We start from the raw sequence: 16,311 nt of genomic DNA, 5'->3' as shown, positions 1-16,311 counted from the left end.
AAAACAAGCAACGGTGATCCGTTGCTTGTTTGATTTATCGTGTAATGCGCTTAGACACGAGCGGATTGACGCTCATTCATTGCTTGCAGAGCTGCTTGGTTCAGCAAGTTCCATGGTTTGTTATAGTGCGGTTGGAAGAAGAAGTCGACGAAAGCGAGTTCTTCAAGTGTCATATCATTTTGAATGGCGACAGAAAGTGTGTTCATCGCTTGTGTCAAATCAACTTTTGAGATGATTTGTGCACCGACGACACGATGGGTTGCTGTCTCGAAGACGAGCTTCAATTGGACGTCTTCTGCTGTTGGCATGAACTCTGGGCGATACGCATCTGTGACTGTTGTGCTACTCACTTCAAGTCCGAACAAGGGTGCCGCTTCTTCTGTCAAACCAGTCGATGCGATATTCAAATCATATAAGCGAAGACCTGATGTGCCTTGTGTTCCTTGGTAGCGAATTTTTGGTGCGCGCAAGTTTTTACCGATCAATGTTCCCATCCGGACAGCATTCGTTGCGAGTGGAATATAGGCATGTGTCCGAGCTGGATTATAATAGACGGCACAGCTGTCACCAGCAGCAAAGATGTTCGGGTTGCTTGTGCGCATATAATCGTCAACGATGATGGCACCGTTCGGTAGCATGTCGACCTGTCCTTTTAAGAGTTCCGTACTTGGGCGGAAACCGACACAGAGAATGACGAGATCCGTTTCGAACGTTCCTTTGTCTGTGACGACGTGTGTCACAGCGCCGTTTTCCCCTTTGAAGCTTTGGACGGTTTGCCCGAGTTCGAGACGAATACCACGGTCTGTCAATTCACGTTCGATGACGTCAGTGAATGAGCGGTCGAGGTATTTGTTGAGAATGCGATCCGCACTATCAATGAACGTGACGTCTTTTCCGTATGCTTCAAACGCTTCGACGAGTTCAGCACCGATATACCCTGCACCAACGACTGTGATCCGTTGTGCTTCTGTCGCTTTTTCAATGATTGTTTGAGCATGGTGATAGTTTTTACAGAGCTCGATTTGATTCAACTCGATGCCAGGAAGCATCGGAATGATTGGCCATGATCCTGTCGTCATGATGAGTTTATCGTACGTATCGTAAACGACTTCACCAGTCATGAGGTTTTTCGCAACGATCGTTTGGCGTTCACTATCGATTTCAAGCACATCATGTTTCAGACGCATCTCAGCGCCGAGTTCAGCGAGTTCACTTGGTGATGAGTAGAAAAGTGATTCCGCATGTTTGACGACACCACCGACGTGAAGCGCGATTCCACAAGAGAGAAACGATACATTGTCATTCCGCTCATAAACGGTAATCTCGACGTCTTGTTGCGAAGCGAGTTCTTTGACTGCTGCTGTTCCTGCGTGTGTACATCCGATGACTGCTACTTTCATGGGTAAAGTCTCCTTTGTGTTTTGTTTGTGATAAATATCACATTCATTTGATATACTTAGTGTAATCCTTCACAAGGTCGTTTTCAAGTAGTTTGTTCAATGTTGAGCATAATCTTGTCTAAATTGTGAATGAGTGAGCAAAAGTGTTTGGATTATGTGAAGAATGCGTAAAACTGTTTTAGTTACTGAAATTCGGGTTATAATGAATGTAGATTTTTAATGAAGGGGTGGAAACCGATGGATACCGAGAGGACCAATCATCTATTCAGCTTACCTGATTTTTAGCAGTACCGGTCAAAACGAACAAGACGGTAATGGCTTATAAAAATCAGGGAGAGCGAAAATAGATGAATACCCAAACGGGACGTATAAAACCTCTCCCACGATGTAAACGGGAGAGGACAATAAAACATGAAACGAATCGCAACCATCTTAACCGGTACGCTGATCATGGCGTTCGGTTACTACACATTGAATGAACAGTTCGGATTAGCAGAAGGCGGCTTCATCGGATTATCGTTGCTCGGTCGATACTTTTTTGATATCAATCCTTCGATTTCAATGATCGTGCTCGATATTCCATTTTTCATTGGTGCCTTGTACTTCAAAGGGAAACGTTTCGTCAGTGAAGCGTTACTTTCAGCAGGTGCGTTATCAATCTTTTATGAGATGTGGCACCGACTCGATTTGTTCCACTTTCCAGAACAGGCTTGGCCAGCGACGCTCATCGCAGCAATCGCTAGTGGCATCGTGACCGGATATGGTCTCGGACTTGTTTTGAAAAGTGGAGCGGCAACAGGTGGAGACGATTTGTTATCGATGGGACTCAGCAAACTGACAGGTCTATCGATCGGGACGATCTTGTTCGGACTCGATGCCATCGTGTTAGTCATCTCACTCGTCTATCTGCCGCTCAGCTTAACGTTATATACGTTACTGGCTGTAGCGATCGCTGGACGTGTCGTTGCTGTCATGACACGGGAGCCTGTCATCGTACCGGCACCTGTCGTACAAAAAGTCACGCAGTGAAATGGATGAATGTCTAAAAAAATCATGTATCGGATTCGACATCGTCGAGTCCGATTTTTCAGGTTTATTGATTAGAAAAAACGAAAGGAGAAGGATGAGATGATTCGACAAGCACATGCTTCTGCAGCACAACAGATTGCCCCCTTGATTGAGCAAGCGATTCATGAGATCGCTGAGACATTGACGGGAACGACAAAGCGGGAGGACATTTTAGAGAGACTCGCGTACTTTGTCGCTGAAACAGGAAACCGACTGAGCCATGAGAACATCCTCGTGAAAATCATCGAGGGTGAAGTAGCGGGAATCGTCATTGCGTATGCCGGGACGGATGCCGAACAACTCGACGAACCGATCAAAGCACAACTGAAGCGCTGGACGGGTCAAGACGTCCAGATTGACGTCGAGACGGAAGGTCCGGTCTATTACTTGGATACTTTATCGGTTGACGCGCGTCATGGCGGAAAAGGAATTGGTACGGAACTGCTTCAGGCAGCAGCGGAAGAGGGCGAGAAACGAGGACTACAAGCGTTCACCTTAAACGCTGATCAAACGAACGCCGGGGCACAGCGCCTGTATCGTCGTCTCGGCTTCGAACCGATTCGGACGATTGAAATCAGCGGTGGTACCTTTGATTATATGGAACGTCGTTACGATACGCAGCAATGAAAAAAACCATGTCGATCTCCACGATGTCATTCGGGAATCGACATGGTTTTTCGTATGCATGCAATTGTGCCATCAAGGCGTTAGTTGATACAGCATCGCTTGCGCGTCTTCTGGTTCGTAGCGGGCATCACTCGTGAAGCGAACGATTTGTTTGACGTTTGGTCGCACGCCTTGAGCGTGGAGGCGCTCGAGCAATCGACCAGTCACGTAACTCTGATCGGATTTTGGTTCTGCGTTCCATTTACTGACCGAACCGATCGGAACGATTGCGGCATCCGGTCGTTCGGACTGGAATTGGCGAGCTTCCTCGTCGGTAAAGACTGTCGCGCCGATTGGAAGAGTCGTTACGTAACGCGCTAGTTCAATCGTCGCCGGAGGACGCGTTGCTTGTTCGTTCAACGCGAGGCTACCGATCACCAACTGAACGACTAAAAACGGCAGATACATCCGCAACGGAAGCTGACGAATTGACCAGATGAGTAGCAATAGGACAAGCGGTAAGACGTGACGGGGTTTATCGATATTTTGTCCGAGCCAGACCCAGACGAAATAGAGGCCAGCCGTCGCTCCCCAAGCGACATCGACCGTCCAACGTCTGCGTAAGAACAGAAGCAGTCCAGACACTAGTCCAAGCCACGTGCCATAACCGATCCCATGCCAGAAGAGTTGCTGAAGCGTCTGGGCAAATCGTTGAACGATGGAGGCATCATCGGTCTGAACAGAACCACCCCAATCGGAAAAATGACCGCTGACGAAGCGGAGTGATAATTGAAGAAACGAGTAGGGTCCACCGACAGAAAAAGCGACCGGTAGCAACCAAGCCAGTTGTGCGAGAACAAGAAGGGCGCACTCGGATAAGAGTTGCCAGTAATCCTTTCGTACCTGCCACAGCAGGACAAGCAACATGAAACCAAACGGCGCATAGGACAGTCGAGTCGCCATCAGTAAACCAAACAGAAGATACGGGAGCCAGCGACGAATCTGATGCCGTGCGCGTTCGATGCTCCAGCCGTACCAGACGAGTAGTCCGAGGGCGAGCCCATCCGACATCCCTGTCGCAGCGAACGTCACGAGTGAGGCAGTGGAGAGAACGGTAAAGGCAGCGATCAGCCGAGTCGTATCATACGCATGACGGCGAAAGAGCGAGTAAAGTGGCAAGAGCGCACTTGCCAGTCCTAGTGTGGAGACGAGTCCGAGCGCTTTGACAGGTATCATCAGTGGCAGAAACAGGTTGGCAAATAAGATGAAGAAGGGATAACCCGGAAAGTGCGGACGTAAATCAGCCAGATCATAATCGGTCACAGCTAACGTGAAGTTCGCAATATCGTAGCTCGCGATGAAGGGACTGACGTAAATGATCCGTAAACCAATCCAGCCACCGATGAATAGAAGCGTGATCCAAAAAAGCGATCGTCCACGCGGACGTGAACGATCGCTTCGGACGGTCAAGAAACCTCCTGTAAGGACTTTGATGACTTCGATGGTTTGTTTTGACGGAGCAACATCCAACCGGCAAAGGCGAAGTAGCCCCACCAAGCGACGACTTGTTCGAGCGATGGGTTATGGCTGTATCCGAACATCGCGGCCATGAACGTTCCGATCTGTCCACTGATCAATGTCGAGTTTCCTGTATCACGCAAGTATTGCACCTGATCGATGTAGTGCTCCGGCATGAAGCCAACGATGTTATATACAGCAGCTGGTGTGCCGTCAGCATTCATCAAGAGACTACCGAGCAAACCAAGATCTTGGAAGCGTCCAATCGTTTGGACGAGCATACCGGCTGCGATGAATAGAATGAGTACGCCCGTTACTTGGAAGAAGCGTTTGACGGGAATCTTCATTGAACCGGAAACGAATAAATATCCGAAGATCAAGGCAAGTAACAGACCGGAAACCGCACCGTAACTCGTCAGTACTTTTTCGATTTCCCCACCTGAGATGGCAGCGAAGAAGAAGACTGTCTCAATTCCTTCTCGAACGATGACGAGGAAGGAGTGGATGATCATCGTGATGGCACTACCCGTCGAGACGGCAGCGGCGACCTTCGCTTGGGAGGCTTTTTGATTCTCTTTCGCTTCCTTCCCCATCCAGAGGACCATGTGTGTCAAGAGCAGGACGGAGACCATCATGATGCCGAGACGGAGATACGTATCGCTTCCGAAGCTCGCAAAACTCGTAAAGACGACTTGGAACAGGAACGCGACACCAAGGCTAGCGAGAAGTGCCAACCCCACACCTGCGTAGACCCACTTTTTATATTGTGGAGCGTTCAATCGATCGAGATAACCCAAGATCAACCCAACGATGAGAACAGCCTCGAGACACTCCCGAAGCGTAATCAAAAACGCTTGAAAATCCATCTGTCTTCCTCCTTATGAGCGGCGTTTCTTCTTCCATTGACCAATGACGACGATGACGATGAGTACGATGACAAGTCCGAGCGCAATCAATTTCCAAATCGCGTCCGTTCCGAACGTTTGACCGAGGAAGGAGTCTTCTTCCGTGAAGACGCCTGTTTTTTCTTCACCCGGCAGGACGAAGAGGGGAGTCAACGTATCTTCGATCATCGTAATGTTTTCTTTGAAGGATTCTTCATCACTTGCTTTTTTCCCGACCCCAAACAGACCAGGGTTTCCGAGTGCCTTTAATGATTCATCAAATGCAGTATACACGTCATCGGATGTTTGTGCATCCTTGCTTTCCTTGACGTAAGGTGCGAGCACATCGTATGTCCCGCGGGCTTTCGCGAGTAAGAGTTTCGCTTGACCGAAGTCCTCGAACTGCTCTTCAGCAAAGTGCAAGCGACGTTCGATGTTTTGACGGAGAGCGACGCGGTACGCTTGTTTTGCAGCCTCTGCATCTTCTTGTTCGAGAGCCGTGTCGATCTTCGCTTTCGCTTCAGGGAAATACAGTTTGAATTCTTTATCATAGGCGGCAAGCGTCTCTTTCGCAAGCGCGTAATCCTTGGCATCGAGTTGTTCTTCAAATTGTTTATACGCTTCCGCAAAAGCTTCCTTTCCTGGGTCTCCGTAACTATAAGCGGAAACCGTGGAAGTGCTCACGAACAGTGAGAGCAGGAGGAGCGGTAGCAAAAGAAGGCGTTTCATCCGAGGTGCTCCTTTCGTTCCATGCGTTCTTCAACGCTAAGCTGTGTGATCGGTCGTCGCCACTCCCTGTAAATCGCTGGGAGGACACGTTGGACATAATTCAGACGGATAAAAGACTTTCCTGCTTCCCGGACCCGATAACGGATCGGGACTTCGTGAAGGCGGAAGCCTTTTCGGACGAGATTGAGAGTTAAGACTTGGGCATAGTTATAATCGTGAATAATCTCAGCATGGTGACACGCTGCGCGTGAAAAAGCACGCATTCCACTTTGACCATCATGGATTTTACGTTTCAATAAAAGGCATTGCAACCACGTGAAGACATGATTCCCGATATAGCGATAGAGCCGCATCCCGTCGACGGTACCGAGGAAGCGGGAACCGAATACGTAGTCGGCCTGATCGTGTAAGATCGGTCGCACGATATCTGGAATTTGATCGGCCGGATATTCGTTATCCGCATCGATCATGACAGCAACATCCGCGTCAAGTTCGTAGGACTGGCGGAGTCCTTCCCGGACTGCAGCGCCGAGTCCTTGATTTTGTTCGAACCGATAGACATGTGCGCCGTGTTGACGCGCGATCGTACTCGTCGCATCAGTCGAACCATCATCGATGACGAGAATCTCGACCGGAATACCGTCAATCATGTTCGGAATCCGTTTTAAGACGAGTGGGAGCGACACTTCCTCATTGTAGGCCGGTAAAAAGACGATGATTTTCATTTAGACTTCGCCTCCTTGAACGCTTCTGTCAATAGCACACCACGGCTATCGTGCGGGATGTCTGCCCCTAGGACTTTTGTGATCGTTGGTCCGAGTGACAGGATATGGCGGTGCGTATCGACTTTCAGACCGGCATGAACGTTCTTACCATACATCCAGAACGGAACGAACCGTTCGCCTTCATCCAAGTGACCGTGTCCACCGATTCCGTCCGCTTGACCGTGATCCGCCATGACGATGAGTGTCGCATCCTCGAGTTTACCAAGGCGATCGAGCTCCTCACAAAACTCGGAAAGGAGCGCATCCGCTTCCTCGATTTTTTCGACATACTCGGAATAGAGAGTGCCTCGACTGTGTCCCGTTTGATCCGTTCCGATCAACTGAATCGCGAGCAGATCCGGATCCTCTTCATGGACGATTTGTTTGGCACGTTCTACGATATTTCGATCTGCAACATCGTTATGCATGACTGCTGTGACGGTCCGCACGTCGGTTGAACCGAACGCATCGACAAGGTGTGCGATACCAAGGATTTTTCCTGACTTGTCAACGGCACGGAGGCGATCGAAGACGGTATCCGTTTTAACGCCGGTCGTATTCCAGACCATGTTCGAATGAATGCCATGATCTTCCGGGCGAGCACCGGTGAACATCGAACTGAAGCAGACGACGGTCCGGGCAGGGTAAACCGTCTCCATGTTCGTATATTCCGTTCCTTCCTGACGCAATCGTTCGAGGAACGGCGTGTTTGCTGCCATGTAGCGATCTTTACGCATCCCGTCGACAATCAGGACATAGACTTTTTCTGAAGTCGGAAGATTGGCATCTACCGTCATTGCCTCGGGCAACTTCGGTTTCCAGTCGAACAGGTAGTGATGCAGAATCCATGCAAAGACGAATAGACCAATTGGGAACCAGATGAACGTCATGTCGAGTGTCGACGCGTCACTTGCCGTCCACCAGTACATGAGCAACAGAGCAACCTTAGGCAGTTGCTCCTGCGCGTTACCACTTGTCGAATCACTATTCTTCAGAACGAGTTTCCAAAAACGCGTGAAGTTCGTCCAGCGCGTTCCGATCCGGAGATGATAATAGATCGTTCCCCAGAAAAAAATCGTGAAGAAGAAATAAAGACCTGCGCCATAGGCGAACAAAGGTAAGTAATCTGCATTCGTACCCCGAAGGAACAGCCAAACGATGACCGGGATCCAAAGGTAATTTCGTAAAAATAACGGAAAATTATAACGCCAAAGCAAGATGAACAAAGGAAGCGTCACGATGAAACCAAGACCAGCTTCTGCGAGTGGCATCTGCGTCCATAAGGCGTACGTCAAGAAGACGCCGATCGTAAAAATGGGTGTGAAGGGTTTTCCTTCATTGAGTAAGTTCCAGGCGCGTGCTGCGACTTTTTCAAAGCGAGAAGCGCTTTTCATCGTCTTCCTCCTTTCCAATCAGTGTATTTGAGCTGACGAATCAACAACCGAAGCGTAGCCGGATGCCGAATGAGAACGTACAGCGGGATGAGAAAAGCAAAGGCATATTTAAAGAAGTGCGTCATTAAGGCAACATCGTACGCATGAGCAACACCGGCTTGCCGTAACACCGTACCCATCGCGAGTTCGTACGTACCGAGTCCACCCGGTGTGAATTGAATCACACCAGACAGGACACCGGCACTCATCGCAATCAATGTCGTCGGAAAGGACACATCGACACCAGCTCCATGCAAGAGGAGGAAGACGGCGAGTGCCTCGACGGTCCAAGCGAGCGTTCCGAACAGAACGAGCGATGGGAGATGCGGGACATGTCGGCGTAACACGAGCAATAACGCGGTCGCAAGGAGCGCGACGAGCAAGACGATTGGGTGAAACAACCAACCGATCAGAATGAAGGTGCACAGAACGATCAAGTCAATACTTCGTTGTAAGACGAAGATCGCGCTCGTCTGTTTCCATGGACTTCCGACGGCTCTCGCCGTCACGAGTCGGATCATCTCTCCCAGTTTGACCGGCGAGAGATGATTGATCGTCAGTCCGAGATACAGGCTCGACAGGTATACAGCAGTCGGTGCACGTTTGGCATCGGCGCGGCGCCAGGCGACCGCGCGTAAATAAAAGGCGATCGCATACGTCAAGGTCGCAAGGATCGTCCAGGGACTCTTGAATAAAGCTTCAATGTACCGATACGAGACCGGTAACTCCAGGAAAAAACGGAGCAGTAAAAAGATGACAAGCCCGGTAAGCGTCAGATACAGAAACGTTCGAATCAGCGGTTTTGATGCCACGCGATCACCTGCTCCAGTCCAACATCGATCTCGATTGACGGTTGGTAACCGAAGGCTTCTTTTGCAGCCGTCGTATCACTCCATGTCATCGTCACGTCCCCACGTCGTGCAGTTTGAGTTTGCACGGGCACATCAAACCGTTGACCGATCCGTTCAGCTAGAGTGCGGACGGAGACCGGCTGATTCGCGCCGAGGTTATACGTCCCGACTGCACGAGCCAGCAACGCCTGTTCCATTCCGCGAGTGATGTCATCGATATACGTGAAGTCACGGATCGGATCACCGAAGACGGTGAGTGCCTCTCCGCGTAATGCCTGTTCGATGAATCGAAACAGCGCCATATCAGGACGACCCGAAGGACCATAGACCGTAAAGAAGCGAAACAGCGTCACGTTTACATCATATAAATGAGCATAAGCATGACAAAAGCTTTCGGCACTATACTTGGCTGCCGCATAAGGGCTGGCGACGTGTCCCGTTGCCTGATCTTCTTTCAGCGGACCAGTCTGTTCCCCGTAAACGGAAGAAGAAGACGCGAAAAAGACATGCGGCATGCCATGTCTTTTTGCGGCTTCTAACAAGGTCACCGTCATATCGATGTCCTCACGAATATAGTGATGCGGTTCCTCGAGCGAACGCGGAACACCTGGAAGAGCTGCGAGATGAAAGACGGCGTCGAACGATGTCTCCATCCAGGCGTCGAGATCGTGATGAACGTCACCCGTCGTAACGGTAACACCGGCACGTCTTAGTTCATCTGCTCGTTCTTCTTTTAACTGGACATCATAGTAGTCCGTGAAAGCATCAAGGACATGGACGGTATGGTGCTGCTGGAGCCGGAGGGCGAGGGCGGCGCCAATGAAGCCGGCACCTCCTGTGATTCCGATATTCATCTTATCCCTCCGTTTCCATTTCCTTCTTAGTTAAGTGGTTCGAGTGCGTCTGTGATCCGTTCGCCTGTCGTTTCGGCCTTGACGTCGCCTTTTTCGACGAGTGCGAACCATTTGTTTGCGTCTTTTGCGACTTGCGCTGCTTTGTCCTTGCCGAGACGATTCTCAAGCGTCGGTTTCATCGCAACGACGAACATGTTCGCTTCCATTGCTTCTGCACGTGCTGTATCGACGTCTTTCTTCTCGATCGCTTCTTGTGCCTCTTCATGATACCCGTCGACTTTTTCTGTCAACGCTTTTGCGAACAATCCTTCGATTTCTTTGTAAGAGACGTCAGCTGGTTTTGTTTTCGAGAAATCATAGCGCTCTTTCAGCGTTTTGACAGCTTCTTCGTCTCCGCCTGCTAATGATTCTTCAATCGCAAGGAGGAAACCATATCCTTCAGCTTGCTCCATTTGTAATTCTTTTTCGTCCGTACCGGCTTTGACGCCATCCTCGATTTTTTGTGCGTAGCCAAGGGCAGCTAAATAGAAGGAACGATAAATCGATTTATCCGTCACTTGTTTCGCAACATTGAAGTCACCGATTTCTTTCGCGTCGATGGCTTCTTTCTGAGCTGTAAGACCTGATGTGATCGCTTGAGCGATGGCGTCTTCGTTTTTAAAGCCGTAGCTCGCGTCACGTTTTTCAGCTGTCGGAATGAAGACGGTCTTCGCCATCGCTTCCACGTCCTTGAGTGCTTCTGTTGCAGCTTCCGGTTTACCAGCTACGAGTGCTTCTTCAGCTTTTGCTTGTGTTGCTTTTTGTAATTTATAGAAATACGATTGTAGACCTTTATCCACGAGTTGACGCGCGATGTTCTCATCGAGATCCTTCGCTTCCACACCTGCTAAAGCAGACTGGATGACTTGTTCGATTTCTGGTGCTGTCGTCTCGACACCACCTTTTAGTTTCGATTCATAACTTGTCGTGACCATCTTCCAATCGATCGCTTGTCCTTCTTTTGCTTTGTCGAGTTCTGTTTTGATTGAGCTGAAGATCGTCAATTCATCTGTCAGTGTCGTTGCAGCGATCCCCGCATCTGCTGATTTAGTTTCGGTCGACTGTTCCGTTTTCTCTTTTTTCGGTGCAGTCGTATCCGTTTCATTCGAACCGCAGGCAGCTAAGATACCGGCTACCATGAAGATAGAAGCTACTTTTAAACGTTTTTTCATAATCGTGATTCCCCCAGAAGAATTAATAAGACGTTTTCCGTCATGTAGTCGTTTTCACAAATCTAACTATAGCGAGAATAATTCTCATTGTCAATTGAACTTTAAAGAAAAAAACGGCTTCGGAGCAGGGCTCCAAAGCCGTTTTAAAATGAGAAATTAGAACTGTTCGTACAGTTTTGTCAAATACGTGTAGACTTCGTCTGATGCTTGGAACATCATGACAGAATGTCCGAAGATGGCAGCTGGGTTAAAGCCGTGATCAAGATCAATCGTTGATGCGATCGTGACATCACGGTCGCTGTCGAGAACGACGCGGAAGTATTTGAACTCTTGGTTGAAGTCATTGATGGCGTTCAGAATCGGGAGATCCTCGACACCGTCTGGTACGTGTGTCACCGTACGAGCGAACAATTCGACATCTGTCGTCGTCTTACTGAAGACGATCATCATCATCGGTTCTGCTCCAGCAGGTGTTTTTTCTTGTGTCATGAAGAAAACGTGTGTCTCATTCTCACGTGCTTCCATTGGAATCCCTTTTTCAACGAGGAAAGCTTGAAAAGCTTCCAAGTGTTGTTGCTGTTGCGGCGCGATTCCTTGCTCGTTTGTTTCGGGTTGACGATCTTGGTGAATCGGTGTCACTTTATTGTTCTCGTTTGATTCGTTCGAGTTACGTTCCTGGTCCATTTCAAAATCCCCCTTTATATACTATAAATTCAGTTTCAAGCATTTCAGAAGGAATTGCAACTAATGTCCGTTAAGATAGGAAGAAAATACAAAAGAGTAGAGATATGTCATGTTTGTGAATCTGAGAGCAACTGACTTGAAAATACATACCTGACAGGGTATATTAAGTGGCAGATAGAAAATCAAGGAGGAATCATCAGATGAAAACGATCATCGTAGGCGGCGTCGCTGGTGGCGCTACGGCTGCAGCGCGACTGCGCCGGATTGACGAAACGGCAGAAATCATTTTGCTTGAACGAGGAAAAGAGATTTCGTTCGCGAACTGTGGACTGCCTTACTATATCGGAGATGTCATCAAAGATCGCAATAAATTACTCGTCCAAACGCCAGAAGGCATGCATGCACGGTTTAATTTAGATGTCCGCAATTTGTCGGAAGCGATTCGGATCAACCGTGAAGCGAAGACGGTCACGATCCGCAACGTCGAAACGGGTGAAGAATACGATGAATCGTACGATCATCTGATTCTTTCTCCAGGTGCAAAACCGATCCGTCCGAACATTCCAGGACTCGATGACGCAACGAACGTCTTTACGTTACGGAACATCCCAGATACGGACCGGATGCGGGAATACGTTGATACAAATCGTCCTGATAAAGCACTTGTCATCGGCGGTGGATTCATCGGTCTTGAAATGGCAGAAAATCTCGCAGAACGTGGGGCGCACGTCACCCTCGTTGAGATGGCGGATCAAGTCATGGCTCCGGTCGACCCGGAAATGGCAGCCATCGTTCATGAACATCTTCGTGCAAAAGGCATCGAGTTGATTCTAGAAGATGGCGTCGCTCGTTTTGAAGAGGCAGGTCGCCGCGTCGTCCTGACAAGCGGACGCGTGATCGAAACAGAGATGAATATCTTATCAATTGGTGTCGCACCGGAGAGCACGCTCGCAGCAGATGCTGGTTTAACACTTGGCATCAAACAGACGATTCAAGTCGACGATCAACTGCGGACATCTGATCCATCGATCTTTGCGATTGGTGACGCGATTGAAGTCAAAGACTATATCACGAAGGAAGCGACACATGTTCCACTCGCGTGGCCGGCAAACCGTCAAGGACGCCTCGTTGCTGACATCATCGCCGGACGCGACGTCCGGTATAGCGGCACACTCGGAACAGCGGTAGCAAAAGTCTTTGATTTGACGGTCGCTTCGACCGGTAACAATGAAAAACGGTTGCGTCAACTTGGTCTTCGTTATGAAGCCGTGCATCTCCACCCGGGATCGCATGCGGGATACTACCCAGGGGCGAGTCCGATTTCGATGAAGTTACTATTTGATCCAATCGAAGGAACGATCTACGGAGCGCAGGCAATCGGCATGACAGGTGTCGAGAAAAGGATCGATGTTCTCGCGACAGCGATCAAAGGTGGATTGACAGTGCTTGATCTACCAGATCTTGAACTATCATATGCACCGCCGTATAGTTCAGCGAAAGATCCGGTCAACATGGCAGGGTATATCGCGTCGAACATCGTGCTTGGTGACAGTGCGAACGTTCATTGGCACGAAATTGACGCGATCGTCGCCAATGGCGGCTTATTACTCGATGTCCGTGAACCATCGGAAAACGAGTTAGGCGCGATTCCGGGATCGGTCAATATCTCGTTACCGACGTTACGTGAGAAGTTGACTGATCTGCCGAAGGATCAAACGATCTATGTGACATGCCAAGTCGGATTACGTGGATATGTTGCGAGTCAACTGTTGCAACAATACGGTTATGATGTGAAAAACTTAAGCGGCGGCTACAAAACATGGTCGGTCGTGCATCGTGATCAAGAAGCACGAAGCCAAGCGAAGGAGGAGACAGCTGTGACGGTAACGAAACGTGAGCCAACAACGAAGACTGCACCAGAACAAGTGGCGCTGCTCGATACGTGCGGCTTACAGTGCCCAGGTCCAATCTTAGAGCTGAAAACAAAAATCGATCAGATGACGGACGGCGAGCAAATTTTCGTCAAGGCGTCAGACCCAGGATTCTTGCCAGACGTTCAAGCATGGGCGAAAAAACTAGGTCACACAGTCCATTCAGCGGAGATGAATCAAGGTGTCGTCGAGGTCATGCTTGAAAAAGGGCAAGGAGAGACAACAGTTCCAGCACCGGTTCAAGTCAATCCGGCAGATGATGCGACGATGGTCGTCTTCAGTGGTGACCTCGATAAAGCACTTGCGTCCTTCGTCATTGCGCAAGGTGCACAGGCAATGGGGAAACAAGTGACGATGTTCTTTACGTTCTGGGGCTTGAACATCATTCGAAAACCAGACGCACCGGCAGTCGAGAAAGCCGGCATTGAACGGATGATGGGCATGATGATGCCGAAGCATGCCGGGGAGTTACCGCTCTCAAACATGAACATGGCAGGCGCCGGTCAAAAAATGATGAAAAAAGTCATGAAGGATAAACAAGTCGATGCACTCGAGACGATGATGGCAAAAGCACAAGCTGCTGGTGTCCGAATGATCGCCTGCACGATGTCGATGGATATCATGGGCATCAAGAAGGAAGAACTCCTTGATGGCATTGATTACGGTGGTGTCGCGAGTTACCTTGGTGCAACGGACGGTGCCAATCTGAATCTGTTCATCTAATCTAAAAACTGTTTATGTGAAAGTGTCAAACCTGACATCTGATGTGAGGTTTGACACTTTTTTTGCGTCCTAAGGTATAGATGAGTTTGATTTTTCAAAAAAAATTGCGTATGATAAATCACATGTGAAAAAAACTTACATACAAATAGAGAGAAAAGATGGATGGAAGTGAGGAGATTTGATGGAAAAGGAATTAATGACGTTAGTGAATAGAGTCAGTGATTTGTTATGGACAAATGTATTGATCACGTTACTCGTCGTGTTAGGCATTTATTTTACATTTCGGATGCGATTCGTTCAATTCCGGATGATTCCGGAGATGATTCGCTTATTGTTCCAAGGGACAGATGATGGAAAAGACGGTGTCTCCCCGTTTCAAGCATTCGCGATCAGTACGGCAGCACGTGTCGGTACCGGAAACATCGCGGGTGTGGCGGCTGCAATCGCACTCGGCGGTCCGGGAGCAGTCTTCTGGATGTGGTTAATTGCCTTGATTGGATCGGCGTCAGCATTCGTCGAAAGTACGCTTGCTCAGATTTACAAGGTACGTGACGGAAAAGAATGGCGTGGTGGTCCAGCCTATTACATGGAAAAAGCGCTTGGACAACGGTGGTTAGGAATTGTCTTTAGTGTTCTGATCACGATCTCATTTGGTTTTGTCTTTAACTCTGTCCAATCGAATACGATCTCGCTTTCTCTACAAAGTCAATATGGCGTGGATAAGATATGGATTACGGTCGGATTAGTCGTCTTGACGGCACTGATCATTTTTGGTGGTGTCCGCAGTATTGCGACAGTCGCTTCATTCATGGTTCCGATCATGGCAGGTGGTTATATCTTAATCGCCCTCTATATCATGGTGACGAATCTTGAAGTATTACCAAGTGTCTTTAAATTGATTTTCCAAGAAGGATTATTCGAGTTTAAGACATTAGCAGGGGGAGCAATCGGGGCGGCCGTTCTGAATGGTATTCGTCGCGGTTTGTTCTCGAACGAAGCCGGTATGGGTTCAGCACCGAACGCAGCGGCAACAGCGGAAGTCTCTCACCCGGTCAAACAAGGCTTGATTCAATCATTTGCGGTCTTCGTCGATACATTGATGGTCTGCTCGGCGACAGCGATGATCGTTCTCGTCAGTGGAGTTCCGACAAAAGATGCGAATGGAGATGCCTTAGCTGGTATTGATTTAGCACAGGGCGCACTTGCATCACAAGTTGGATCATTTGCGACAGGATTCATGGCACTCGCCATCTTCCTATTTGCGTTTAGTTCCGTCGTCGGAAACTACTACTACGGTGAATCGAACATCAACTTCATCCGTGAAAATAAACAAGTCATGATGGCATACCGCGTACTCGTCCTCGTCATGATCGTCTTCGGTTCACTTGTCGAGTCGGCTAGTCTCGTGTGGGCGTTAGCGGACATCTTCATGGGACTCATGGCGATCGTCAATCTGTATGCGATTTTCCGTCTCGCAAAGATTGCGAAGCTTGCCCTAGATGATTACATGACACAACGAAAAGCAGGGAAAGAGCCACGGTTTTATGCGGACTCGATTCCGAACTTGCCAGGGAAAGATACGCTTGAAGCATGGCAGGAATCAAAAGAAGACGAAAAAGCAATCTAAGGAAAAGGGAGTCAGAGAAATCTGGCTC

General features: G+C 48.9%; 14 protein-coding genes. 4 read left to right on the top strand and 10 right to left on the bottom strand.

Features of this window, described 5'->3' with window-relative positions; translation table 11 throughout:
- Positions 1–50: 50 nt before the first annotated feature.
- On the bottom strand, positions 51–1,400 hold the full coding sequence (locus NOM72_RS13235; RefSeq protein WP_035395637.1) for an FAD-dependent oxidoreductase: 1,350 nt from the start codon (positions 1,398–1,400) through the stop codon (positions 51–53).
- Between the two features lie 411 nt (positions 1,401–1,811).
- Between NOM72_RS13235 and NOM72_RS13230 the strand changes: the two genes are divergently transcribed.
- Entirely contained in the window at positions 1,812–2,429 is a 618-nt protein-coding gene (locus tag NOM72_RS13230; protein ID WP_050678462.1) for a YitT family protein, read from the top strand.
- 99 nt (positions 2,430–2,528) lie between these two features.
- Positions 2,529–3,095 carry a GNAT family N-acetyltransferase gene (locus NOM72_RS13225; RefSeq protein ID WP_255999322.1) on the top strand — a complete coding sequence of 189 codons (567 nt, stop codon included), beginning with the start codon at positions 2,529–2,531 and terminating at the stop codon, positions 3,093–3,095.
- Between the two features lie 72 nt (positions 3,096–3,167).
- On the opposite strand, the gene NOM72_RS13220 is transcribed toward NOM72_RS13225, so the two are convergent.
- The 9 genes from NOM72_RS13220 to NOM72_RS13180 form a co-directional block, all read right to left on the bottom strand.
- Entirely contained in the window at positions 3,168–4,544 is a 1,377-nt protein-coding gene (locus NOM72_RS13220; RefSeq protein ID WP_255999321.1) for a hypothetical protein, read from the bottom strand.
- Positions 4,541–5,458 (bottom strand): FTR1 family iron permease, encoded by a 918-nt coding sequence (locus tag NOM72_RS13215; protein ID WP_023469651.1) that lies wholly within the window; start codon positions 5,456–5,458, stop codon positions 4,541–4,543. Before NOM72_RS13215 ends, NOM72_RS13220 begins: the two co-directional genes overlap by 4 nt.
- A 12-nt stretch (positions 5,459–5,470) precedes the next feature.
- A complete protein-coding gene (locus NOM72_RS13210; RefSeq protein ID WP_023469650.1) occupies positions 5,471–6,205 on the bottom strand; it encodes a hypothetical protein in 735 nt (244 codons plus the stop codon).
- Entirely contained in the window at positions 6,202–6,930 is a 729-nt protein-coding gene (locus NOM72_RS13205; RefSeq protein ID WP_058265697.1) for a glycosyltransferase family 2 protein, read from the bottom strand. The genes NOM72_RS13210 and NOM72_RS13205 overlap by 4 nt, the downstream gene beginning before the upstream one ends.
- A complete protein-coding gene (locus tag NOM72_RS13200; protein WP_255999320.1) occupies positions 6,927–8,363 on the bottom strand; it encodes an alkaline phosphatase family protein in 1,437 nt (478 codons plus the stop codon). Before NOM72_RS13200 ends, NOM72_RS13205 begins: the two co-directional genes overlap by 4 nt.
- Positions 8,360–9,214: a lysylphosphatidylglycerol synthase domain-containing protein gene (locus NOM72_RS13195; protein ID WP_255999319.1), complete on the bottom strand. Its 855-nt coding sequence runs from the start codon at positions 9,212–9,214 to the stop codon at positions 8,360–8,362. Before NOM72_RS13195 ends, NOM72_RS13200 begins: the two co-directional genes overlap by 4 nt.
- On the bottom strand, positions 9,196–10,107 hold the full coding sequence (locus tag NOM72_RS13190) for an NAD-dependent epimerase/dehydratase family protein (RefSeq protein ID WP_255999318.1): 912 nt from the start codon (positions 10,105–10,107) through the stop codon (positions 9,196–9,198). Before NOM72_RS13190 ends, NOM72_RS13195 begins: the two co-directional genes overlap by 19 nt.
- Before the next feature lie 26 nt (positions 10,108–10,133).
- The gene (locus NOM72_RS13185) at positions 10,134–11,318 is read right to left on the bottom strand and encodes a hypothetical protein (RefSeq protein ID WP_255999317.1); all 1,185 of its coding nucleotides are present in this window, start codon (positions 11,316–11,318) and stop codon (positions 10,134–10,136) included.
- A gap of 156 nt (positions 11,319–11,474) precedes the next feature.
- Positions 11,475–12,002 carry a type III secretion system chaperone family protein gene (locus NOM72_RS13180; RefSeq protein WP_023469644.1) on the bottom strand — a complete coding sequence of 176 codons (528 nt, stop codon included), beginning with the start codon at positions 12,000–12,002 and terminating at the stop codon, positions 11,475–11,477.
- Between the two features lie 200 nt (positions 12,003–12,202).
- Between NOM72_RS13180 and NOM72_RS13175 the strand changes: the two genes are divergently transcribed.
- Together NOM72_RS13175 and NOM72_RS13170 are read left to right on the top strand one after the other, a co-directional pair.
- Entirely contained in the window at positions 12,203–14,656 is a 2,454-nt protein-coding gene (locus NOM72_RS13175) for a CoA-disulfide reductase (protein WP_255999316.1), read from the top strand.
- Positions 14,657–14,837: 181 nt separating this feature from the next.
- Positions 14,838–16,283 carry an alanine/glycine:cation symporter family protein gene (locus tag NOM72_RS13170; protein ID WP_055969563.1) on the top strand — a complete coding sequence of 482 codons (1,446 nt, stop codon included), beginning with the start codon at positions 14,838–14,840 and terminating at the stop codon, positions 16,281–16,283.
- Positions 16,284–16,311: the final 28 nt, after the last annotated feature.

Source organism: Exiguobacterium sp. LL15 (assembly GCF_024436095.1).
GTDB lineage: Bacteria > Bacillota > Bacilli > Exiguobacteriales > Exiguobacteriaceae > Exiguobacterium_A > Exiguobacterium_A indicum.
Note: the sequence above shows the minus strand (reverse complement) of the source record. Positions and strands in the feature narration are given on the sequence as shown.